At 67.4% G+C, this 21939-nt stretch carries 18 protein-coding genes; 12 read left to right on the top strand and 6 right to left on the bottom strand.

All coding sequences use genetic code 11. The annotated features are described in order from the left end of the window. Positions 1-89: 89 nt before the first annotated feature. Positions 90-2096 (bottom strand): sodium-translocating pyrophosphatase, encoded by a 2007-nt coding sequence (locus AAF184_02205; protein ID MEO0421118.1) that lies wholly within the window; start codon positions 2094-2096, stop codon positions 90-92. Between the two features lie 173 nt (positions 2097-2269). Next, the gene (gene thiC / locus AAF184_02200; protein MEO0421117.1) at positions 2270-4144 is read right to left on the bottom strand and encodes a phosphomethylpyrimidine synthase ThiC; all 1875 of its coding nucleotides are present in this window, start codon (positions 4142-4144) and stop codon (positions 2270-2272) included. Between the two features lie 161 nt (positions 4145-4305). Here thiC and AAF184_02195 point away from each other — a divergent pair, with 161 nt between their 5' ends. From AAF184_02195 to AAF184_02185, 3 genes are all read left to right on the top strand, one after another. After that, positions 4306-4962: a protein-L-isoaspartate O-methyltransferase gene (locus tag AAF184_02195; GenBank protein MEO0421116.1), complete on the top strand. Its 657-nt coding sequence runs from the start codon at positions 4306-4308 to the stop codon at positions 4960-4962. Positions 4963-4987: 25 nt separating this feature from the next. Beyond that, positions 4988-5308 (top strand): rhodanese-like domain-containing protein, encoded by a 321-nt coding sequence (locus AAF184_02190; protein MEO0421115.1) that lies wholly within the window; start codon positions 4988-4990, stop codon positions 5306-5308. A 95-nt stretch (positions 5309-5403) separates the two neighbouring features. Next, complete coding sequence (locus AAF184_02185) at positions 5404-6816, top strand: TolC family outer membrane protein (GenBank protein MEO0421114.1); 1413 nt, start codon at positions 5404-5406, stop codon at positions 6814-6816. Here the strand turns inward: AAF184_02185 and waaA are convergent. Further along, positions 6800-8122, bottom strand: a complete 1323-nt coding sequence (gene waaA / locus AAF184_02180; protein MEO0421113.1) for a lipid IV(A) 3-deoxy-D-manno-octulosonic acid transferase — start codon at positions 8120-8122, stop codon at positions 6800-6802. The two genes, AAF184_02185 and waaA, sit on opposite strands and share 17 nt — an antisense overlap. A gap of 121 nt (positions 8123-8243) precedes the next feature. On the opposite strand from waaA, the gene lpxL reads away from it, so the two are divergent. Next, the gene (gene lpxL, locus AAF184_02175) at positions 8244-9182 is read left to right on the top strand and encodes an LpxL/LpxP family Kdo(2)-lipid IV(A) lauroyl/palmitoleoyl acyltransferase (protein MEO0421112.1); all 939 of its coding nucleotides are present in this window, start codon (positions 8244-8246) and stop codon (positions 9180-9182) included. On the opposite strand, the gene AAF184_02170 is transcribed toward lpxL, so the two are convergent. The 3 genes from AAF184_02170 to glnE all read right to left on the bottom strand — a co-directional run bounded on the left by AAF184_02170 (position 9179) and on the right by glnE (position 13531). After that, on the bottom strand, positions 9179-10243 hold the full coding sequence (locus tag AAF184_02170) for a glycosyltransferase family 4 protein (protein MEO0421111.1): 1065 nt from the start codon (positions 10241-10243) through the stop codon (positions 9179-9181). The genes lpxL and AAF184_02170 overlap by 4 nt on opposite strands. 99 nt (positions 10244-10342) lie before the next feature. Further along, positions 10343-10561 carry a zinc-finger domain-containing protein gene (locus AAF184_02165; GenBank protein ID MEO0421110.1) on the bottom strand — a complete coding sequence of 73 codons (219 nt, stop codon included), beginning with the start codon at positions 10559-10561 and terminating at the stop codon, positions 10343-10345. A 69-nt stretch (positions 10562-10630) separates the two neighbouring features. After that, entirely contained in the window at positions 10631-13531 is a 2901-nt protein-coding gene (gene glnE / locus AAF184_02160; GenBank protein ID MEO0421109.1) for a bifunctional [glutamate--ammonia ligase]-adenylyl-L-tyrosine phosphorylase/[glutamate--ammonia-ligase] adenylyltransferase, read from the bottom strand. Positions 13532-13672: 141 nt separating this feature from the next. Between glnE and cutA the strand changes: the two genes are divergently transcribed. The 8 genes from cutA to AAF184_02120 all read left to right on the top strand — a co-directional run bounded on the left by cutA (position 13673) and on the right by AAF184_02120 (position 21588). Next, positions 13673-14011, top strand: a complete 339-nt coding sequence (cutA, locus tag AAF184_02155; GenBank protein ID MEO0421108.1) for a divalent-cation tolerance protein CutA — start codon at positions 13673-13675, stop codon at positions 14009-14011. A gap of 44 nt (positions 14012-14055) precedes the next feature. After that, positions 14056-16488, top strand: a complete 2433-nt coding sequence (gene dsbD / locus AAF184_02150; GenBank protein MEO0421107.1) for a protein-disulfide reductase DsbD — start codon at positions 14056-14058, stop codon at positions 16486-16488. A 21-nt stretch (positions 16489-16509) separates the two neighbouring features. Further along, the gene (locus tag AAF184_02145; protein ID MEO0421106.1) at positions 16510-17076 is read left to right on the top strand and encodes a TlpA disulfide reductase family protein; all 567 of its coding nucleotides are present in this window, start codon (positions 16510-16512) and stop codon (positions 17074-17076) included. Positions 17077-17199: 123 nt separating this feature from the next. Further along, positions 17200-17637 carry a type II 3-dehydroquinate dehydratase gene (gene aroQ / locus AAF184_02140; GenBank protein MEO0421105.1) on the top strand — a complete coding sequence of 146 codons (438 nt, stop codon included), beginning with the start codon at positions 17200-17202 and terminating at the stop codon, positions 17635-17637. Between the two features lie 30 nt (positions 17638-17667). Then, positions 17668-18150: an acetyl-CoA carboxylase biotin carboxyl carrier protein gene (gene accB / locus AAF184_02135; protein ID MEO0421104.1), complete on the top strand. Its 483-nt coding sequence runs from the start codon at positions 17668-17670 to the stop codon at positions 18148-18150. A gap of 19 nt (positions 18151-18169) precedes the next feature. Beyond that, positions 18170-19510 (top strand): acetyl-CoA carboxylase biotin carboxylase subunit, encoded by a 1341-nt coding sequence (gene accC, locus AAF184_02130; protein MEO0421103.1) that lies wholly within the window; start codon positions 18170-18172, stop codon positions 19508-19510. Positions 19511-19522: 12 nt separating this feature from the next. Then, positions 19523-20443 (top strand): 50S ribosomal protein L11 methyltransferase, encoded by a 921-nt coding sequence (prmA, locus tag AAF184_02125; GenBank protein MEO0421102.1) that lies wholly within the window; start codon positions 19523-19525, stop codon positions 20441-20443. 92 nt (positions 20444-20535) lie between these two features. Next, a complete protein-coding gene (locus AAF184_02120) occupies positions 20536-21588 on the top strand; it encodes a DUF3426 domain-containing protein (GenBank protein MEO0421101.1) in 1053 nt (350 codons plus the stop codon). Positions 21589-21939 lie beyond the last annotated feature (351 nt).

The raw sequence follows: 21939 nt of genomic DNA, 5'->3' as shown, positions 1-21939 counted from the left end.
GCACCTGGTGCCTGCGGTGAGTGCCGCGATCGACGGAGGGTGTGATCGGCACCTGGTCGCCCAGATGCCGATCACTTCAGCGCTATCGGCTACGTCAACAGAGGTGCAATCACCAGCGACACGATGGCCATCACGTTGATGAGGATGTTCATGGCAGGACCGCTGGTGTCCTTGAACGGATCGCCCACAGTGTCACCGACCACAGCCGCCTTGTGCACGTCCGACCCCTTGCCACCAAGGTTGCCCTTTTCGACGTACTTCTTGGCGTTGTCCCAAGCGCCGCCGGCGTTGGCCATGAACAGCGCCAACAGCACGCAGGTGATCAACGCACCGCCGAGCATGCCGCCGAGGGCTTCGGGGCCGATGGCGAAACCGACCACCACCGGTGCACCCACCGCCAACACGCCGGGCAAGGCCATACGCTGCAGGGCTGCGGTGGTCGCGATCTCGACGCAACGCACGTTGTCCGGCTCCGCCTTGCCTTCGAGTAGGCCAGGAATCTCGCGGAACTGACGACGAATCTCTTCGATCATCTGGAACGCTGCATCACCCACGGCGGTCATCGTGATGGACCCCACGAGGAACGGGAAGATGCCGCCAATGAAGATGCCGATGAGCACCTCGGGATCGTTCAGCAGCAACACGAAGTCCGCCTTGTTGTGGGCGACGGTCTCGATGTACGCGGTAATGATGGCGAGCGCAGCCAGGGCAGCAGCACCGATGGCGAAGCCCTTACCGATGGCCGCGGTGGTGTTGCCCACCTCGTCCAGGGAGTCGGTGATCTCGCGCGTCTCCTCACCCATGGCAGCCATCTCGGCGATGCCGCCGGCGTTGTCGGCGACGGGACCGTAGGCGTCGATCGCCATGGTGATGCCGACCGTGGCCAGCATGCCGACAGCGGCGATGCCCACACCGTAGAGACCGGCGGTCACGTTGCTCACGTAGATGATGGCGCTGATGGTCAGCAGCGGCACGGTGACCGACTGCATGCCCACGGCGAGCCCGGAAATCATCACGGTCGCAGGGCCTGTCTGGCCGGACTCGGCGATCTTGCGCACAGGAGGACCGCCCGTGTAGTACTCGGTGACCAGGCCGATGATGATCCCGCCGATCGCGCCCGATAGCACCGCCTGCCACACACCCACGGAGAGGTCCGTCGCGCTCACCACGAAGTAGGCGGCAATGATGAAGATGATGGCGGCGCCGAGCGTGCCGGTGCGCAGAGCGACTTCCGGCGAGCGGCCCGAGGACATACGCACGATCACGATGCCCATCAGGGAGCAGATCAAACCGACGGCGGCCAGCAGCAACGGCAAGCCCATCAGAGACTCCTGAGGACCGAAGCGCTCGAAGGCCGCGATCGGCAGGGTCGAGGCGATGGCGATGGTGGCGATCATCGAGCCGCAGTAGGACTCGAAGATGTCCGAGCCCATGCCCGCGACGTCACCCACGTTGTCGCCCACGTTGTCGGCGATCACGCCAGGGTTGCGGGGATCGTCTTCGGGAATACCGGCTTCGATCTTACCCACGAGGTCCGCACCCACATCAGCACTCTTGGTGAAGATACCGCCACCGACGCGCGAGAACAGGGCCACCACGGAGGCGCCCATGCCGAAGCCGTGCAGATTGTGCGCGGTCTCGGGATCACCGCCGAAGACCAGGTACAAGGTGCCAAGGCCGAGCAAGCCCATGGAGGCCACGGTGACGCCCATGATCGAGCCGCCGAAGAACGCGATGGTCAGCGCCGTACCCGCACCGTGCTGGTTAGCCGCCACGGTGGTGCGCACGTTGGCGCGCGTGGCCGTGTACATGCCGACCCAACCGGCGATCGACGAGGTGGCCGCACCGGCGAGGAACGCGATCATCGTCTCCAGCCCCAACCCGGAGACCGCGATGAGCACCGCGACGCCGATGGCGAAGGCCCACAGGATCGTGTATTCGCGACGGATGAACGCCATCGCCCCCTGGTGGATCGCCTCAGCGATCGACGCCACCTTGCCCTCGCCCGCGGGATAGCGGTTCACCGTGGCGTAGAGCACGATCGCGGCGACGATGCCGATGGCACCCGCGATTACGGGAAAATAACCTGTCTCCATGTCTCCCCTCTGGTTGGTTTTCGTTCTTCGGAAACTAAAACGCCGGCGAGATCCTCATCGGATCCGCCGGCGCATGACGCGGTCAAAAGCTAACGTCTTTGGTGAAGTCGGGCTTGGGGCCGGCGCGGCGATTCTAGCGCACGCGCCCGCCCCCTGCCTGTTTCGCCTTGCCCCTACCCCTCTCGATACAACTCAGCCCCACCCTCGCGGAACTCCTGCGCCTTCTCGCGCATGCCCTGTTCGCGCAGGGTGGCGGCATCCTCGCCCTCGCCGGCGGCGAGATCGCGGATCTCCTGGGTGATCTGCATGGAGCAGAACTTCGGCCCGCACATGGAGCAGAAGTGGGCGGTCTTGTGCGCCTCCTTGGGCATGGTGGCGTCGTGGTACTCACGCGCTCGCTCGGGGTCGAGGCTCAAGTTGAACTGATCTTCCCAGCGGAACTCGAAGCGCGCCTTCGATAGGGCGTTGTCCCGCACCTGGGCCACGGGGTGGCCCTTGGCCAGGTCCGCCGCGTGCGCCGCAATGCGGTACGACACGATGCCCTCGCGCACATCCTCGCGATCCGGCAAGCCGAGGTGCTCCTTCGGCGTGACGTAGCACAGCATCGCCGTGCCGTACCAACCGATCTGGGCGGCACCGATCGCCGAGGTGATGTGATCGTAGGCGGGCGCCACGTCCGTGGTTAAGGGGCCGAGCGTGTAGAAGGGGGCCTCGCTGCAGTGTTCGAGTTCCTCCTTCATGTTCTCTTCGATCATGTGCATGGGCACATGCCCCGGCCCTTCGATCATCACCTGCACGTCGTGCTGCCAGGCGATCTTGGTGAGCTCACCCAAGGTGCGTAGTTCGGAGAACTGGGCCTCGTCGTTGGCGTCCGCGAGGCATCCCGGCCGCAGGCCATCGCCGAGGGAGAAGGTCACATCGTAGGCCGCCATGATCTCGCAGATCTCGGGGAAGCGCGTGTAGAGGAAGTTTTCCTCGTGATGGGCCAGGCACCACTTGGCCATGATCGACCCACCGCGCGAGACGATGCCCGTGAGCCGCTTGGCCGTCATCGGGATGAACGGCAGGCGCACGCCGGCGTGGATCGTGAAGTAGTCCACGCCCTGCTCGGCTTGCTCGATCAAGGTGTCTCGGTAAAGCTCCCAGGTGAGGTCCTCGGCGATGCCGCCGGTCTTCTCTAGGGCCTGGTAGATCGGCACCGTGCCGATCGGCACGCAGCTGTTGCGCAGGATCCACTCGCGGGTTTCGTGGATCTCCTTACCGGTGGAGAGATCCATCACCGTGTCAGCACCCCAGCGAGTTGCCCACACCATCTTCTCCACCTCTTCCGCCACCGAGGAGGTGACGGCCGAGTTGCCGATGTTGGCGTTGATCTTCACCAGGAAGTTGCGGCCGATGATCATCGGCTCGAGTTCCGGATGGTTGATGCTGGCGGGAATCACGGCCCGGCCCGCCGCCACCTCGTCGCGCACGAACTCCGGGGTCACCTGCTCCGGCAGGTTAGCGCCGAAGCCTTGACCCGGCGAACGGCGCCACAAGCCTTCTGACTCGTAGGCCTCGCGCATCTCCTCGCGCTGGAGGTTTTCACGGATCGCGATGTACTCCATCTCCGGCGTGACGATCCCCCGCCGGGCGTAGTGCATCTGGGTCACGCAAGCGCCGTCCTGGGCTCGCCGACCATGATCATGGCGCGGGAAGTAGGCGCTGCTGGCCAGCCGCTCCCGTCGGTAGCTCGAGGCGGAGCCGCTCAAGGCCGCCGTGTCGCCACGCTCCTCGATCCAGTCCGCCCGCAGCGCAGGCAAACCGGCAGTCAAATCGATCTGCTGCTCAGGATCACTGTAAGGGCCGGAGGTGTCGTACAACACGATGTCCGGCCGGGCGCCGGACGGGCCTGGCGCCTGGGGCGCCTGGGCAACGCGTCGCATAGGCACACGCAGGTCTGGACGACTGCCCGTCACGTACAGCTTGCTCGAGCCCGGAAGGGGCCCGGTGACGCTGCGTGACAGCTCGCCCACCCGCGTTTCGAAGTCCTTTGCGTTTGCACTCATAGGGTCGAGTGCCTCCTCTTTCCATGTTCGAAACCGTGCCCGCATCATGCATCGCGGACCTGCGCTTGTCACTGCGCTGCAAAGGCCGTAACCTTCCGGCGCCATACACATTTCGAACGTCGCCAATGGGTCGCTGGGCGGCCTCCCGCCAAGGCTTGAGGATGAATACCGAACACGCTCGTCGCCAGATGCTGATGCAGCAGCTGCGCACCTGGGAAGTCCTTGATCCAGACGTGCTTACGACCTTCGAGAGTGTCCCCCGAGAGCATTTCGCTCCGCCCGCCTACGCCCGCCTCGCCTTCGCTGACGCCGAGATACCCCTCGGCCATGGCCAGGTGATGCTGCGACCGTCCGTCGAGGGCCGTCTGGTGCAGACACTCGATCTGCGCGCAGACGACGAGGTGCTGGAGATCGGCGCCGGCTCGGGCTTCGTCACCGCCTGCCTGGCCCGCCTCGCCGGCAAGGTGCACAGCCTCGAGTACTACGAGCCCCTGGCCGAGATGGCCGTCCACAACCTGTGCGAAGCCGGCGTGACCAACGCCGAGGTCCGCCAGGAGGACGCCACCCAGCTCGCCACGCCGGGTCAGTACGACGCGGTGCTCGTGAGCGCCGCCGTGGCGGAGGCTGCCGGCGAACAGCGCTTCCGCGAAGCGCTCAAGGTAGGCGGCCGCCTGGTCCTGATCAGCGGTCGTGAACCGGTGATGGAGGCCTGCCTGATTCGCCGCGTGAGTGCCCTCGAGTGGACCCGAACGGCGATCTTCGAGACCGCCGTTCCCGCACTGATCGATGCAGCGGCGCGACCTCCTTTCGAGTTCTGACGTCTAAGGCATTCGGAACTGCTGAATGAAGGAACTCGACGCCACCGAAGTAGCCGCCCAGTTGGCGGCTGGCGACGAGGCCGCCGTGCTGCTCGATGTGCGCGAACCCTGGGAGCTGGATATTTCCAGCGTCACGGGGGCGGTGCATATCCCGATGAACAGCATCCCCGGCCGCGTTCGAGAACTAGATCCTGGTAAGCCCCTTATTGTTATGTGCCACCATGGCGTGCGCAGTCGGCAGGTGGCTCAGTGGCTGGCCGGTCAGGGGTTTAGCGACGTCGCGAACTTCGACGGTGGAATCGACGCCTGGTCGCGGTTGATCGACCCCTCGGTCCCCCGCTACTGAGCACGTCCGACGGGATGCCGTGACGACAGGTTAGACCTCAGTCCGGTGTTATACTAGTATACAACACCAACACTCTTAGAATAATCAGGACCCCCATGCCCCTGAAACTCACATTCCGCGCCCTGGCGCCCCTTTGCTTGGCCCTGGTGGCGTTCGCCCCCAGCGCCTTTGGTGCTGACCTGCTCACGGCCCTGGAAGCTGCCATGCGCAGCGACCCCCAGCTGCGAGAGGCGGAGGCCAACCTGTTGGCTGCCCGAGAGGCCAAGCCGCAGGCCTGGTCGGCCCTGAAGCCGCAGATCAACGGCCAGGCGAGCTCCACTCGCTCCGAGGCGGCCGGTCAGAGCGCCTTCACCGCCGTCGGTGGTGTGCCGCTGATCACGATCTTCGAATCCCGCACGCTGGAGGACCGGCGGTTCTCCCTGAACATCACCCAGACGGTCTTCCGCAAGGATCAGTTCATCGCCCTGGATTCTGCTCAAGCCCGCATCCTGCAGGCAGAAGCCGACTACCGCGCGGCTGAGTTAGACCTCCTGCAGCGCGTGTCCCAGCGCTACTTCGATGTGCTCGGCGCCCAGTCCGACCTCGACGCCGTGCGCACCACCAAGGAAGCGGTCGCCAGGCAGTTGGAACAAGCGGAAACGCGCTTCGACGTCGGCCTGATCGCGGTGACGGACGTGCGCGAAGCCCAGGCGGCCTACGACCAGGCCGTCGCGGATGAAATTCAATCCAAGCGCGCCCTGGGCACCTCCAAGGAACTCCTGCGTGAGATCACCGGCGAGTACTACGAGGAATTGCTCGCCCCGGGCGATCTGCCCCTCGTGCCGCCCTCACCGGCGAGCGCCGAGGACTGGGTGGTTCGCGCCAAAGCGGAGAACGCCAACGTGGTGTCCGCCGAGTACGGCGTCGACGTGGCCCACAACGAGCTGCGCAGCCGCCGCGCCCAGCACTACCCCACCCTGGACCTCGTCGTTCAGGGCGCGGACAACAACACCAACCAGCGCACCAACTCCTTTCAGCTCGGCGCGCCGGAGCCAGGGTTCCAGCCCTCCGACAGCGACAACCGCAACACCTCCATCGGCCTGCAGCTGAACGTGCCCATCTACTCCGGCGGGTTCCGCGGCTCACGGGCGAAGGAAGCGGTGTATCTCGAGCGCGCCGCCAAGGAACGCCTCGAGCGCGCCGTCCGCGAGACGGAGCGTCTGACCCGCGATTCCTACGCCGGCGTGCTGTCGGAGATCGCTCGCGTGGGTGCCCTGGAGAAAGCCCTCGAGTCCTCGCGCACGGCCCTGCAAGCCACCGAAGCGGGCTTCGAGGTCGGTACGCGTACGACGGTGGACGTGCTCAACGCCCGCCAGGACCTGGCCCAGGCGCGCACCAACTACGAGCGCAGCCGCTACGTGTACATCACCAATCTGATCACCCTGAAGCTGGCGTCCGGTCAGCTGACCGGTGACGACCTGGCGGGCATCAACCAGTCGCTGACTGAGCCCGTCACCGAGCTGCCCTAAGGGCCTCGACCCGGGTGACCGTCGCCGCCACCGCGCCGCGGTTGGCGGCGACCGTTCGCCGCCCCGCTTCCCCCATCCGCGCGGCGAGCGACGGGTCCGCCAGCAACTGGCGCACCGACTGGGCGATCTGCTCGCCACCGTCGACGCGCCGCACCGCGCCCGCAGCTTCCAAGACCTGCGCCACGTCCGGCGCGTTGTGGTGGTGCGGTCCGGTCAGGGTCGGCACGCCGAGCGCCGCGGGCTCCAGGAGGTTGTGGCCACCGATCGGCACCAGGCTGCCGCCGACGAAGGCCACATCGGCAGCGGCGTAGAAGCTCAGCAGCTCCCCCATCGCGTCCACCAGCAACACCTGCGCGCCGTCGACGGTGTCCTCGGGGCCGAGTTCGGAACGGCGATGCCATCGGTAACCCTGAGCCGCTACGGCTTGCGCCACCGACTCGAAGCGTTCCGGATGGCGCGGCACGAGCACCGCCAGACAGTCGATGCTCGCCTCGCGCAGCTGGCGCAGCCCGTCCAACACCGCCTGCTCCTCGCCCTCGTGTGTGCTGCCCGCCACCAGCACCAGATCTCGCGACCCCAAGCGCCCGCGCCACCGACGACCCGCGTCCACCGTGTCCGCCTCGAGGGCGATATCGAATTTGAGGTTGCCGACGGCCTCTACCCGAGCACTGGCCGGAGCCAGGCGACGAAATCGCTGCGCGTCCGCCTCGCTCTGGGCCGCCACCGTCACCCCACGCAGGGCGTCGCCGAACAGCGAGCGAAACCGCAGGTACCGTCGAAGGGAGCGATCGGTGAGGCGCGCATTAGCGAAGAGCACCGGGACGCTTCGCCGACGACACCCCTGCAGCAGGTGGGGCCAGAGCTCCGTCTCGATCACCAGCAGCACGCTGGGCTGCACCCGGTCCAGAAAGCGCGCAACCGCATCGCGTAGATCGTAGGGCACGTAGCGATGGGTCACCGTATCGCCGTACACGCGTGCGACGTGGGCGGCGCCCGTCGGCGTCGTGGTGGTGATCAGGAAGGACGCGTCTGGCGCGCCCTCGCGCAGGGCGCGTACCAGGGGCAGTGCTGCTTGTGCCTCACCCACGGACACCGCATGGACCCAGATCACCGGGCCGCCTGCGGGCCGCGGCCCCCAACCGAAGCGCTCCGCCACGCGCTCGCGGTAAGGCGGGCGGGTCAGGGCACGCCAGCCAACGACGGCCAGCAACAAGGGCGCCAGGGCGTAGGAGAGGACGAGGTAGACCGCTCGGGCAAGGCCGCCAGCGAGGCGCCTGTCTGCGTCGGCGGGATCACGACCGGCCATCCCGCCCCCTCCCTTGGCCGATCGCGGCCGCGGCGCTACCGCCGCTCGCGAGGGGTTGAGTACAATTCGCGGTCCCCTCGGTGCGGCTCGCGCCGCCAACCGTGTTGCCCCAAGCTCTGCCATGCCCGCACGCGATACCTCGGCCCAACCACTCACCCGCTTCCTCGGCCCGCGCTACTGGGGCCTGTGGTTGGTGATCGGCGGCGCGCGGCTGCTCTCGCTGCTGCCGATGGGCCTGCAGCGCGCACTCGGCAGCCTGATCGGGCGCATCGGCTACTACGTCTTTCCCTTCCGCCGCACCATCGCCAAACGCAACCTGCAAGCGTGCTTTCCGAGCGCCGAGCCGGCCCGCATCGATCAGTTGCTGCGTGAACACTTCCAACACCTCGGCATCGCCCTGTTCGAAATCCCCACCTGTTGGTGGGCACGCGATTCACGCCTCGCGCGCATGGCGCAACCCGTCGGCTTGGAGCATCTGGAAGCGGGCCTGGCCCAGGGCCGCGGCGTGATCCTCCTGACGGCGCACTTTACCTGCCTGGAGATGGGCGCACGACTGATGTGCCTCTACACTCCCCTGCACGTGATGTACCGTCGCCACGATAACCCACTGCTGCAGGAGATGATCCGCCGCACCCGCGGCGCCCACGCGGAGAAGATCATCGAACGCACGGACGTGCGCTCCCTGGTGCGCAGCCTTCGAGCTAACAAAGCGGTTTGGTTCGCTCCAGACCAAACGCCCCACGGGGGTCACGACGACGTGCTGGCCCCCTTCTTCGACGTGCCCGCCGTCACCAACACCGCCACCGCTCGCCTGGCCAAGCTGACGGGCGCCACGGTGGTGCCCTACTTCCCGCAACGCACGGCCGATGGGCGCTACCGCCTGATCATCGGCCCACCGATAGACGACTTCGCCACCGACGACGACGTGCAGGGGGCCACCCGCATGAACGCCCTCATCGAGGCTCATGCGCGGCGAGTGCCCTCGAGCTACCTGTGGATTCATCGGCGCTTCAAGAACCGCCCCGAGTCCCTGCCAGACCTATACGCGGACCTGGGCTAGAAGACTGCGCCCGCCTTCGTCGCGGCGTAGCCCAAGGCGCCGTACAAGCGCAGATAGGCGTTGACCATGCGCTCGGCGGTGAAGCGATCGGCTTGCTTGCGCGCCGCTTCGCCCATCCCCTCGCGCAGGGCTGAGTCCTCAGCCAAGGCGACGATGGCCGACGCGAACGCGCCTACATCCCCCGCTGCGACGAGGCGACCTGCCTGCGGGGACACGAGCTCCGCCACGCCCCCCACCTCGCTGGCCAGCACGGGAACCCCACTTGCCATGGCTTCGAGCAAGGCCGAGCCGAGCGCCTCCTCACGCGAGGGATAGGCGAACAGGTCGAAGGCCCCGAGGTAGTTGCCGACATCGTCGACCCAGCCGGCGAACTCGAGGTTGGTGAGCCCCGCCGCCGCCTCGCGCAGTGCCTGCGCGTCAGGCCCATCGCCGAGCAGCAGGAAGTGCACGTGGGGGTGAGTGGTCTGTATCTGGCGCGCCACCTCGATCAGCACTCGCTGGCCGCGCAGACGATCGTCGAGCGGCGCCACGTTGCCCACCAGGAACTTACCGTCGTAGCGTCGGCGCAGACGTTCGATCTTGAAGGGATCGCTGGGCATCGGCGCCACCCCACTCGGGATCAGCACCGGAGTGAGGGACGGATCCTCCGCACGAATCGCCTCGACCACGTACTGCGATACGGCCACCAGGCGCGCCGCCCGGCGACACGCCCGACGCACGAGACGTGGTGCGCGCGTCGACGGTGCCAGGCGTTGGGTGACCACGTAGGCAGGGCCGCCCGTCTGCTGGCGGAACAGCGCCGCGGGCGACGCCGCCACCTCGTGGGCATGAACCACCCGACAGCCCCCCGGGATCGCCATCGCGGCGAAGGGCGTGCCCTCGGCGCGGCGCACCTCGAGGCCCGGCACGTCGCCGAGGGACTCCGCCAGGCGCCGACTCCCCACGACCACGCGCTGGGGGATCCCATGGCGAGCGAGGCCGCGCACGAGTAGCTCGAGCTGGCGCTGAGCACCGCGGTAGTCGCGCGCTAAGCTGACATGGGTCACGTGAACGGCGGACATGGACGCTCGACGTTGCTGGCCTAGGGGAGGAAGGGGATTGCGCCGTCGCCCAACGCGGGCGCCGCGCACGACAACGACGGGCCGAAGCCCGCGCGGAGATCAGTCTTGCGCGGAGTCGCTGCTCGCGCCGTCGACGAGCGTAAAGCGGGCGCCACAGTAGTGACACTGCGCCTCACCGGTCTCTTCGATCGGCAGGAACACACGCGGATGAGAATTCCACAGGGAACTGCCGGGCAAGGGGCAGTGCAGGGGCAGGTCCTCAGCCGTGATTTCGTAAAAGTTGCGGTCGTTGGGTGTACGGGGGGCGGATGAACTCACCGGACATCTGGCCTCTTAGCAGGGCGGGATTCGAGGGCGGCAGTATAGCGCGATCATGCTACCCACCGATCAGGCGAAAGCACTGCCGATCCAATCACTGAAAGCCGCCTGGATCACCGTGCGTGCCGGCTCCGCCTCCTGGACTGGCACCAGGGCGCGCTCATCTCCTCGCAGGCTGGCTCGGTGCGCCAGGGCGCGCAGCGCGTAGTAGGCATCGGCCAAGGCCTCGGCCCGGGCACTCGCAAGAATCCCCGCGGCGGCCAGGGCGCGCAGCTGCGACACGTTCTCCCGCACGGCCACCAACCCAGGATGTTCGTGGCCGTGGGCCAAGACCAGGAACTGCACCAGGAACTCCAGATCCACGAGCCCACCGGGATCACCTTTCACATCGAAGGCCTCACTCGCCGGTCGCGCGCTGCGCATGCGCTCGCGCATGCTCGCCACATCGCTCCGCAGGGCGGACACGTCCCGGGTCCGACAGAGCAATTCGCTGCGCAAGGTTTCCGCGCGCTCGCGCAGGGGCGCGTCGCCGGCCACCGTGCGCGCCCGCAGCAGGGCCTGATGCTCCCAGGTCCACGCCTCATTCTTCTGATAGGTTGCGAAGGCGCCGAAGGAGGTCACGAGCAGGCCGGAGTTGCCACTTGGGCGCAGACGGGTGTCCACTTGATACAGCACGCCAGCCCCGGTCTGCGTCGACAGCACATGGATGATCCGTTGGGCCAGGCGGATGAAGTAGACCTGCGCTTCGAGGGGGTGCTCACCATCGCTCTGCCCGGTCCCGTCCTCGTGCAGGAAAACGAGATCGAGGTCGGAGCTGTACCCCAGCTCCCGCCCCCCGAGCTTGCCGTAGCCCAGCACGCAGAAGCGCATTTCCCGCCCCTCGGCGTTGCGGACCACCCCGTAGCGCCGCGCCAGCTGCTGGCGCGCGGTGCTCAAGGCACGCTCCAGCAGAAGCTCCGCCACGGCGCTGAGTAGATCGCTCACCCGCGACACGCTGAGCACACCCGACAGGTCGCTCACCGCAATCTGGAACACCGCCCCGCGCTGGAACGCACGCAGGGCATCCAACCAGGACTCCTCGTCGCTCATGTCGAGCCCGTCAAGACGCCGCGCCAGCTCCTCGGCGAGGTCGGCTTCCGTCGGTTCCGCGAGCAAGAGCGCGGGGTCGAGCAGCTCATCGATCAGCGCCGGCGTGTGCACGAGGTGGGTGGCCACGACCGGGCCAAGCTGGCACACCTTCACCAGCTGCGTGAGGGCGTGAGGGTTCTCGATCAACAGCACGAAGTAGACGCTGCGACCGCCGATGGCCTCCAGCACCGTGAGCAGCTGCTGCACGGTGGCCACGTCGGCGCGCGCCCGCGCCGCCTCAGCCAGCAAGCGGGGCATCAGCGCATCGAGGCGCTCGCGGGCGGCCTGGGTGAGACGGCGGTACCAGGTGGCCTCGCGCAGGCTCGCCACCAGGCCAGCCACTTCATCGGCGCCGGCCAACCCAGCGTCGGCAAGGCGCGCAGCCGCCTCGTCGCCTTCCACCCGACCGCTGGCCACCGCCGACAGGTCCCCGGCCGCCTCCGGCCCGGAGCCCCCGCCGACCACCGCCGCGGCGAACTCGAGCACCACGCAGGACCGCGCCGCGTTCAGCGCGCCTGAGAGCGCGGGCCAATCGTCGAAGGCCAGGTGATACGCCAGGCGAGCGCGCTCCTCATCTCGATCGGGGAGCACGTGGCGCTGTTCGTCGCGGGTCATCTGCACGGCGTTCTCCACGCGACGCAGCAGCACGTAGGCCTCGCGCAGCTTGCGCGTCGAGGCCTCGCTCAAGAGTTCGCGCTCCTCGAGTAGCACCAGCGCGGCCAACACCCCGGGACGGCGCAGGGCGCGGTCACGCCCTCCGTAGAGCACCTGGAAGGTCTGCACGATGAACTCGATCTCGCGGATACCGCCCGGCCCGAGCTTCAGGTCTTCCGTGCGATCTTGACGATGCGACTGGGCGGCGATGCGCTCGCGAATATCGCGCACGGACGCCAACACGCTGTAGTCGAGGTAGCGGCGAAACACGAAGGGGCGTAGCAGCTCCAGCACCGCCACCCGGTCCTGCGCACCGCCCGTCACCGGCCGCGCGCGGACGTAGGCGTAACGCTCCCAGGCCCGCGCGTGTTGGTGCAGGTAGTCCTCGAGGGCGGCCAGGGAGTGCACCGGCGCGCCGCTGGCGCCGAAGGGACGCAGGCGGGTGTCGACACGAAAGACGAAGCCGTCCGCCGTGCGTTGATCGAGGTAGCGCACCACCCGCTGCGTCACCCGCGCGAAGTACTCCTCGTTGGAGATCGAACGCGCACCGTCGGTGCTGCCGCGCTCGCGGAAGAGGAAGATGAGGTCGATGTCGGAGGAGAAGTTCAGCTCTTCACCGCCGAGCTTGCCCATGGCGAGGGTGATCAGATGCTGGACCCGGCCATCGCCGTCGCGGGGTTGGCCGTGGCGGGCGCTCAACTGGGCTTGCGCTCGCTGTACCGCGATTCGGAGACAGATGTCCGCCAGGCGTGAGGTCGCGCTCAGGACATCCGCCAGGGAGTCCTCGCCGCCGAGCGCGGCGAACACGATCTGCACCATGACCCGTTGCCGGTATGCCCGCAGGGCCGCCATGAACGCGGCCTCACTCAAGCCCGGATCGAAGGCCGGAGGCTCCGGCACGAGGGGAGAGGGATCGGACGTACCCAGACCCAGGGGAAGGTCGATCAGCAGGGCGGGCGATCGAGTCAGCGTGCTGGCGACGAAGGGGCTGCAGGCGAGGAGGCGCGCGAGCACGGCCTGCGGGGCAGCCGCGGGCTCGCCCTTCGCGGCGAAGATCGCGCTCGACTCCCCACTGCCCGCCGCCGTACGCAACGCCTCCAGCGCGCGGTGACCCTCCGCCTGCAGAAGTGGCGGCACCTCGCCAGCTTGGCGCCAGGCCGGGGGCAGTGTTTGCAGAATCGACGTCACTGGCGGCGTAACCCTTTTCCAGGAAGCAACCACCCACAGGGCGAGTGCTCGAGGTGCCGCTAGCCTACGCCAGTGGCACCGCGTTGGGACTATCTTGTAGTCTCGCGCACCCTTCGAGGCCACTCACGAGAGGTCCGGTCCGTGACATCGCCGTCGCCGCCGATTCGGTTGGTCTTGAGCACCTGCCCACCCGACCACGCGCAGGCCATCGCCGACGCCCTGGTCGAGGAGCAGCTCGCCGCCTGCGTGAACGTCATGCCGGCGGGGGTCTCCACCTACCGATGGCAGGGGAAGATCGCGCGAGATCGTGAAGTATTACTGCTGATTAAGACCGCAGCCACGCGCGTCAGCGCGTTAGCCGACAGAATCCGGGAGTTGCACCCTTACGAACTTCCGGAAGTGATTGCAGTCCCTGTCTTGGAGGGGCTGACGGCTTATATTGACTGGGTGGTCGCCGAAAGCCAGCCGCCGTCCGAGTGAGCGCACCAGCGCGCGACGACCTCGGGCAGCGATAGAGGAACACTATGAGCAAATTCGCCAATTTTGCCGCTTCGCTCCGCCTCGCTCGCGGTCTGCTCCCCCTCCTCGGAGGGAGCCTGGCCCTGGGCCTCGGCGCCAGCCTCCCCGTGCAGGCGGAGGAAGACATTCTGTCTCCCCAAGAGGCGTTCCGCTACGAGGTGAGCGCCGACGCCGAGCAGATCACCGTGCGCTGGGACATCGAGCCTGGGTACTACATGTACCGCGGTCGCATGCGCTATTCGACGGCCACCACCGGCGTGGCGCTCGGCGAAGTGGCCTTCTCCAAGGGCAAAGTGAAGGACGATGAGTTCTTCGGCGAGGTGGAGATCTACCGCAAGCAAGCGCAGGTCACCATTCCCTACGAGGCGACGGCGGGCACCGATGCCCTGAGTCTGGAGATCCGCTCCCAAGGCTGCGCTGACATCGGCTTGTGCTACCCCCCGGAGACCTGGACCGCTGACGTCGCCCTGCCCGCCGCAAGCGCCGCTCAGGGCGCCAACCTCTTGGATCCTGGCAGCCTCGGCGGCGTAGCCCCGGCCGCGGACGGTATCGCTACCCCCCTGGCCGACCCCCTCGCTGACGCCCTCGGCGCCGGCCTCACCGGCTCGTCGGCGAGCGGCGGCATCAACATCACCGGCGACGAGTACCTTCCGCCCGAGCAGGCCTTCGCCTTCCATACGGAGATCGTCGACGCTTTCACCGTACGCGCCGTGTGGACCATCGCCGACGGCTATTACCTCTACCGCGACAAGTTCGCCTTCGAGACCGATGCGCCCGGCATAGAGCTGCAACCGGCCCAGCTGGCGAACGGCGAGGCCAAGCACGATGAACACTTCGGCCTCGTTGCCGTGTTCCACGACCGAGCCGAAGCAATCGTTCCCGTTAGCCGTGAGGATCGCGGCGCGGTGGAGTTCACCCTGCGCGCCGACTACCAAGGCTGCGCCGAACAGGGCATCTGCTATCCGCCCTCGCAGACCGAGTCGCTCGTGCTGCTGCCCGCCATCGGCGACGGCGGCACGCCCGGTGGCACCTACCGCGTCGATGCCAGCCTCGGCGGCGGTGATGGGGGCTTGCCCGCCTCTGAGCAGAACCTCCTCGTACAGACGATCACTGAGGGCAATCTGCTCTACATGATCGGTATCTTCTTCGGCTTCGGCCTTCTGCTCGCCTTCACGCCGTGCGTCTTCCCGATGTTCCCGATCCTGTCGGGCATCATCATCGGCCAGCAGGGCAGTGACAACGGCGGAACCACCAGCACCCAGAGGGCGTTCACGCTCTCCATGGCCTACGTGCTGGCGATGGCGTCCACCTACACGGTGGCCGGCGTGGTCACGGCGATGCTCGGCGCCAACCTGCAAGCAGCCTTCCAGCACCCTGTGGTACTGATCTCCTTCGCCGGCCTGTTCGCCGTGCTGTCGCTCAGCATGTTCGGCGTCTACGAGCTGCAGATGCCGACAGGCATCCAAAGCCGTTTGATGGCGCTGAGCAATCGCCAGGAAGGCGGGTCGCTGGTCGGCGTCGCCGCCATGGGCGCCCTCTCGGCCTTGATCGTCGGGCCGTGCATGGCCGCACCGCTCGCCAGCGCGCTGATCGTGATCGGCCAGGGCGGTGACCCAGTGCGTGGCGGCATCGCCTTGTTCGCTCTGGGCCTCGGCATGGGCGCTCCTCTGGTCGCCTACGGTACATCTGCCGGCAAGCTGCTGCCCCGCGCCGGCGCCTGGATGGAGCGGGTGAAGATCTTCTTCGGCATCGGCATGCTGGCCGTATCCGTGTTGATGCTGAGCCGCGTTCTCCCGGCCGGCGTCACGATGGGGCTATGGGCGGCGCTCGGTATCGGCGGCGGCCTGGCCTTCGGCAGCTTCCCGCCCTTCGGGCACGCCGGCACCACCACCCCCGCCGGCGTACGCATCGCAGGCGGTGCCCTGGCCGCCTACGGGGCCGTGCTCCTGGGTGGTCTCCTGCTGGTCGGCAGCACCGATCCCCTCGACCCCCTGCGCCGACACGACGCCGACCACCTGGACTTCACGCGTATCGCATCGGTGACGGAGCTGGAATCGGAAGTCGCCCGCGCCGGCGCTGCGGGCCAGCTCGTGATGCTCGACTTCTACGCCGACTGGTGCACCTCCTGTAAGGAGATGGAAAAGCACACCTTCACCGATGCCAGCGTGCAGGCCGCCCTCAACGGGGCCGTGCTCCTGCAAGCAGACGTGACGGCGAACAACGCAGACGACAAAGCGCTGCTGAAGTACTTCGGCATCTACGGCCCGCCCACGATCGCCTTCTTCGCCCTGGACGGTCAGGAGCTGCGCAACGCTCGCGTGGTCGGGTTCATGCCCGCCGAGCGCTTCCAGGCCCATGTGAGCGCCGTGGTGGCTGCGGGCTCGGGCGATAGCAAGGACGGCGCCACCCGCCTATCCTCTGCTGACCTCGACCGCTAACCAGCAGGAACCGCCCACCGCATGGACCGCGTGAAGACCGCCGGATTCGCCCTCGCCCTGGTCGCCCTCGGCGCCGGGGCGTTCCTCGCCGACCGTACCCTCTCGGAGGCGCCCGCAGATGCCGGGCAGGCGGACGCTGCGCCGGCCGATGCGAGTGCTGGTGCGGATGAAGGGCAGCCGATGCCGGCCATCGCCCTCACGGGCCTCGATGAGGCCACGGTGAATCTGGCCGACTTCAAGGGCCAGCCCCTGCTGGTCAACTTCTGGGCTACCTGGTGTCGGCCCTGCCGCAAGGAAATCCCGTTGCTGATCGAGCTACGTGAAGTCCATGCGCAAGACGACCTCGAGATCGTCGGTATCGCCATCGACGAGCTGGTACCGACCCGGGAGATGGCGCAGGCCTTCGGCATCGACTATCCGATCATGGTCGGCGAGCAGGAGGGTATCGACGCCATGGTCGCCTTCGGCGCACCGACTACCGCGCTGCCCTTCACCGCCGCGGTGAATCGTGCCGGCCAGATCGTGGCCGGCCACGTAGGCGAACTCACGGAAGAAGACGCCCAGCGGCTGCTCGCCGAAGTGCTCTGATCCGCCCCTTACGCCGCCCCGATCGTGGCCGGCGTCGCAAATTCCTTGCAACACTTTCACCGCTCGGCAGAACGCGGTTAAACTGGCTGCGAACGTTCACGAAAAAAACTTAACGGCGGCTATATGGCTCGCATCCTGCTGATCAACGGTCCCAACCTGAACCTACTCGGCAGTCGCGAACCAGAGGTCTACGGAACGGACACCCTGGGGGATATCGAAAGCCGGCTCCGCGCGCAGGCGGACGCATTGGGCATCACCCTCGATTGTGTACAGAGCAACCACGAAGGTGCCCTGATCGATGCGGTTCACCAAGCGGGCGCCACGGCGACCGACTTCGTGCTCATCAATCCGGGGGCCTTCACCCACACGAGCATCGCATTGCGCGACGCCTTTTTGAGCGTCAGCGTGCCGTTCATCGAGATTCATCTGAGCAACATCTTCGCGCGAGAGTCGTTCCGCCATCACTCCTACCTCTGCGACATCGCGGTGGGCACGGTGATCGGCCTTGGACCGGTTGGCTACGAGCTGGCCCTCCAGGCGGCGGCGAAGCGGCTTCCTTGACCGAGGCGCGCACGCACAGGAAAGCACCCAATGGATATTCGAAAAGTAAAAAAACTCATTGAACTGCTAGAAGAGTCCGGCATCGCGGAAATCGAGATCACCGAGGGCGAGGAAGCGGTGCGCATCAGCCGTTACGCCCAGTCGCCCGCCGTTGCACCGCCGCCTCAGTATTACGCTACGGCGCCGGGCATGCCGATGCCCGCCGCCGCACCCGCGCCTGCCCCCGCCGCCGCGCCCGAGGCCGCCGCTGCCAGCGATGACTCGGACATCCCCGCGGGCCACTCGGTGAACGCGCCAATGGTGGGTACCTTCTACGCGTCCCCCTCGCCGGGCAGCCCGGCCTTCGCCGAGGTGGGCAAGAAGGTCAACGTGGGCGACACGCTCTGCATCATCGAAGCGATGAAGATGATGAACCAGATCGAGGCCGACAAGGCCGGTACGATCGCCGCCGTCCTCGCCACCAACGGCGAGCCGGTGGAGTTCGACCAGCCCCTTTTCGTCATTCGCGACTGACCCCACCGGAGAAGCTCTCATGCTGGATAAGGTGGTCATCGCCAACCGTGGCGAAATCGCCCTGCGCGTGCTGCGCGCCTGTCGCGAACTCGGCATCAAGACCGTGGCCGTGCACTCCACGGCCGACCGCAATCTCACCCACGTGCTGTTGGCGGACGAGTCGGTCTGCATAGGCCCTGCCCGCTCGACGGACAGCTACCTCAACATGCCGGCGCTGATCGCCGCTGCCGAGGTGACCGACGCCGTCGGCATTCACCCGGGCTACGGCTTTCTCTCGGAGAACGCCGACTTCGCCGAGCGGGTGGAGCGCAGCGGCTTCGTGTTCATCGGACCGAAGGCGGACACGATTCGCCTGATGGGCGATAAGGTCTCAGCGAAGGATGCGATGAAAGCGGCTGGCGTGCCCTGCGTGCCCGGTTCGGACGGCCCCCTTGGCGACGACCCGGACGAAAACCTGCGCATCTGCCGCGACATCGGCTTCCCGCTGATCGTGAAGGCGGCCGGCGGCGGCGGCGGCCGCGGCATGCGCGTCGTGCACAGCGAAGCTGCCCTGCTCGGCGCCATCCAGATGACCCGCAGCGAGGCGGGCGCTGCCTTCGGCAACGACATGGTGTACGCGGAACGCTTCCTCGAGCACCCGCGCCACGTGGAGTTCCAGGTGCTGGCGGACAACCACGGCAACGTGATCCACCTCGGCGAGCGCGATTGCTCCATGCAGCGTCGACACCAGAAGGTGATCGAGGAGGCACCGGCGCCCGGCATCTCCGAGAAGCTGCGCAACGAGATGGGTGAGGTGTGCGTGGAAGCCTGCCGCCGCATCGGCTATCGCAGCGCCGGCACCTTCGAGTTCCTCTACGAGGACGGCGAGTTCTTCTTCATCGAGATGAACACCCGCGTGCAGGTGGAGCATCCGGTCACGGAGTTGGTCACGGGCATCGACATCGTGAAGGAGCAGCTGCGCATGGCCGCGGGCGAGGAGCTGCAGTACAAGCAGGAAGACGTGGTCTTGCGCGGGCACGCGATCGAGTGCCGTATCAACGCGGAAGACCCGGAGAACTTCACGCCCTCGCCAGGTCGCATCAACCAGTGGCACCCGCCGGGCGGTCCGGGCGTGCGCGTGGACTCGCACGTGTACAGCGGGTACACGGTGCCTCCGTTCTACGACTCGATGATCGGCAAGCTCTTGACCCACGGCTCCAGCCGCGAGGAGGCGCTTGCGCGGATGCGCAACGCCCTGAGCGAAATGGTGATCGAGGGCATCAAGACCAACATCCCGCTGCAGGAAGAGATCCTCACCCACGCGGCCTTCAACGCCGGCGGCACGGATATCCACTACCTCGAGAAGCGACTGGGGCTGTAAGGCGCGCCCGAGTTGAGCGAGCGCTGGCCACAGATCGTCGTCGTCGCCGCGCGCGAGGAGTTGGACGCCCTGGAGGAGGCCCTGTTCGAACTCGGGGCCCTCTCCGTCACCGCTGAGGATGCGGGTGACGAACCCATCCTGGAGCCCGCACCCGGCACCACCCCGCGCTGGCAACGCACGCGCCTCCGGGCGCTCTTCGAGCGCGGGGCAGGTCTCGACGCCCTGCGTCCCGAACTCGCCCGCCGCTTCCCTCATCGGGAGTTTCAGATCGACGAGAGCCTCGCCGATCGGGACTGGGTTCGCGAATGGATGGTGCACTTCAAGCCCATGCGCTTCGGCGAGCGCCTGTGGGTACTGCCCCAGCACGCAGACGCCGAAGCGGCGACGGGCACTGGCTCGGAAGGAGAGTCGCCCGTCATCGTGCGCCTCGACCCGGGCCTCGCCTTCGGCACCGGCACACATCCCAGCACCGCGAGCTGCCTGCGCTGGCTCGACGCCCACGCCGCGGCGTTGCGCGCGCCGGGCACGCGCATGCTCGATTACGGGTGCGGCTCGGGCATCCTGAGCGTGGCCGCTGCAAAGCTGGGCGCGACTCGCGTCTGTGCGGTGGATCTCGATCCCCAAGCGCTGCTCGCCACCGAGGAGAACGCTCGCAACAACGGCGTGCGCGAGCGCTTGGCGGTCATGGCGCCCGCGCCGCTGAGCGCCGGCGCTTACGACATCGTGGTGGCCAATATCCTCGCCGGCCCCCTCATCTCCCTGGCCTCGCGCCTCGCCACCCTGACCCGGCCAGCCGGTCAGTTGAAGCTCGCCGGCATCCTGCGCGAGCAAGCCGACGCGGTGGCGAACGCGTACGCGCCTTGGTTCGAGGTCGGGACGGAGGCGATCGACGAGCAATGGGCACGCGTGGCAGGCGTGCGCAAGGGCGCTTGACGGCCCACGCAACGCGTCACGAGAGCTGGCATGATAGACCCTGGTGGGCGGCGCGATCGCGCTCCCCCGAGCACACCTCGGACAGGACTCTAGTGGCGGCGCACGAACTCTATACCACCTGCACCGCGTGCGGCGCGGTCTTCGAGATCACCCTCGAGCAGCTCGGCCTGGCCAACGGTGCCGTGCGCTGCGGCGTGTGCGGCGAGACCTTCAACGCGCGGGAAAGCCTTCGCGAGGGCATCGACGATACCGACGCGCCCCCCGCACCCGACCAGCAGCACCCCGATGAGCCCATGCCGAGCGATGCAGACCACCCATCGCTCGCGGCAGACCTCCCCTACGACGACGACCACGCCCCCTCCATCAGCAGCGAGTCCTCTGCCCTCGACGAGGACGAGCCGTTGGTCGCCCGCTACGACGAGCCGGTAACCACCGAGGCCCTGGACACCGGGGGCAAGCTGGTCGCCCTGGACCTCCTGGATGAGTCCTTGAGCCAAGGGGATGAGATCACGATCGATATCGACGCCCCCTCCGCGCCCGCCCCGAGATACGACGAGGAGACCGGGGAACTGGACGGCCTGCTCGGCGAGTCGAAGGGCGGACCGGGCCTGGTGTCGACCGTGCTCTGGGGCATGCTCGGGGCGATGATGCTGGTGGTGGCGGTGGGCCAGGTCGCCCTGTACTGGCGCGACCAGTGGGTACAGGTCGCTTGGCTGAACGGCCCGTTGCTCGCCCTCAACGAGCGACTCGGCAGCCCCGTCGACATCACCTACGACGTCACCCGCTACCGCTTCGTGGATCGACCGCGCTTGCTGGTGGATACCCTTGGCGATGCAACGACCCCGCAGGTGCTCGAGGTGAAAGCGGAAGTCACCAACGACGCCAGCGTGCCCCAGCCCCTGCCTCACCTACGCCTGATCTTAGAGGACCGCTGGGGACGCCCCGTCGCCAGCCGCACGCTCGCGCCGAGCGACTACCTCGCCCCGGGACGCGCCCCGGAGCGCTACCTGGGCCCGGACGAGCGCATCGATGCCAGCGCCCGCGTCACCGCGCAGAACGCGGCACCCGAGGCCTACACCCTGGATATCTGTCTGCCGGCCGTCGACGGCCAGCTGGACTGTGGCGAATCCCCCACTAAACGATAATGCTAGCTTCCCAACGCGATGATTGCCGACCGACAGGTCGAGCAGTTGCGCACGGGGCTGCCACGGGCCCGCACGATATCGCCAGGCGCGCGTGAATCCCCGTGTTTTCCCATGCCTTTCCACACGCCAGCACAAGCTATTCACAAGCTTGTGCACAGGTGATCCACAGCGCCGTCAACGCCCTCTCGCGGCCTTGAAGTAGCGCGGATCAATCGTGCTAACATCGCCCGACGCTGCGCTGCCAGGGGTCCCCTAGGGGAGTGGGTGGCCTCACCTGCGGTAGCGCTGCGACAACGAGAAAAACGGACTAGGTACCAATAGGGGGTAGATGCTGGTGTCGATTGCCACACC

It is taken from the genome of Pseudomonadota bacterium (assembly GCA_039815145.1).
GTDB lineage: Bacteria > Pseudomonadota > Gammaproteobacteria > Steroidobacterales > JBCBZW01 > JBCBZW01.
Note: the sequence above shows the minus strand (reverse complement) of the source record. Positions and strands in the feature narration are given on the sequence as shown.

Bases quoted from the DNA above. Each gene is read 5' to 3' on its own strand.
- AAF184_02145 (MEO0421106.1), top strand. From the start codon at position 16,510: ATGGACCGCGTGAAGACCGCCGGATTCGCCCTCGCCCTGGTCGCCCTC.
- accC (MEO0421103.1), top strand. From the start codon at position 18,170: ATGCTGGATAAGGTGGTCATCGCCAACCGTGGCGAAATCGCCCTGCGC.
- waaA (MEO0421113.1), bottom strand. From the start codon at position 8,122: ATGGCCGGTCGTGATCCCGCCGACGCAGACAGGCGCCTCGCTGGCGGC.
- AAF184_02195 (MEO0421116.1), top strand. From the start codon at position 4,306: ATGAATACCGAACACGCTCGTCGCCAGATGCTGATGCAGCAGCTGCGC.
- AAF184_02170 (MEO0421111.1), bottom strand. From the start codon at position 10,243: ATGTCCGCCGTTCACGTGACCCATGTCAGCTTAGCGCGCGACTACCGC.
- AAF184_02205 (MEO0421118.1), bottom strand. From the start codon at position 2,096: ATGGAGACAGGTTATTTTCCCGTAATCGCGGGTGCCATCGGCATCGTC.
- accB (MEO0421104.1), top strand. From the start codon at position 17,668: ATGGATATTCGAAAAGTAAAAAAACTCATTGAACTGCTAGAAGAGTCC.
- dsbD (MEO0421107.1), top strand. From the start codon at position 14,056: ATGAGCAAATTCGCCAATTTTGCCGCTTCGCTCCGCCTCGCTCGCGGT.
- aroQ (MEO0421105.1), top strand. From the start codon at position 17,200: ATGGCTCGCATCCTGCTGATCAACGGTCCCAACCTGAACCTACTCGGC.
- thiC (MEO0421117.1), bottom strand. From the start codon at position 4,144: ATGAGTGCAAACGCAAAGGACTTCGAAACGCGGGTGGGCGAGCTGTCA.
- AAF184_02190 (MEO0421115.1), top strand. From the start codon at position 4,988: ATGAAGGAACTCGACGCCACCGAAGTAGCCGCCCAGTTGGCGGCTGGC.
- AAF184_02185 (MEO0421114.1), top strand. From the start codon at position 5,404: ATGCCCCTGAAACTCACATTCCGCGCCCTGGCGCCCCTTTGCTTGGCC.
- lpxL (MEO0421112.1), top strand. From the start codon at position 8,244: ATGCCCGCACGCGATACCTCGGCCCAACCACTCACCCGCTTCCTCGGC.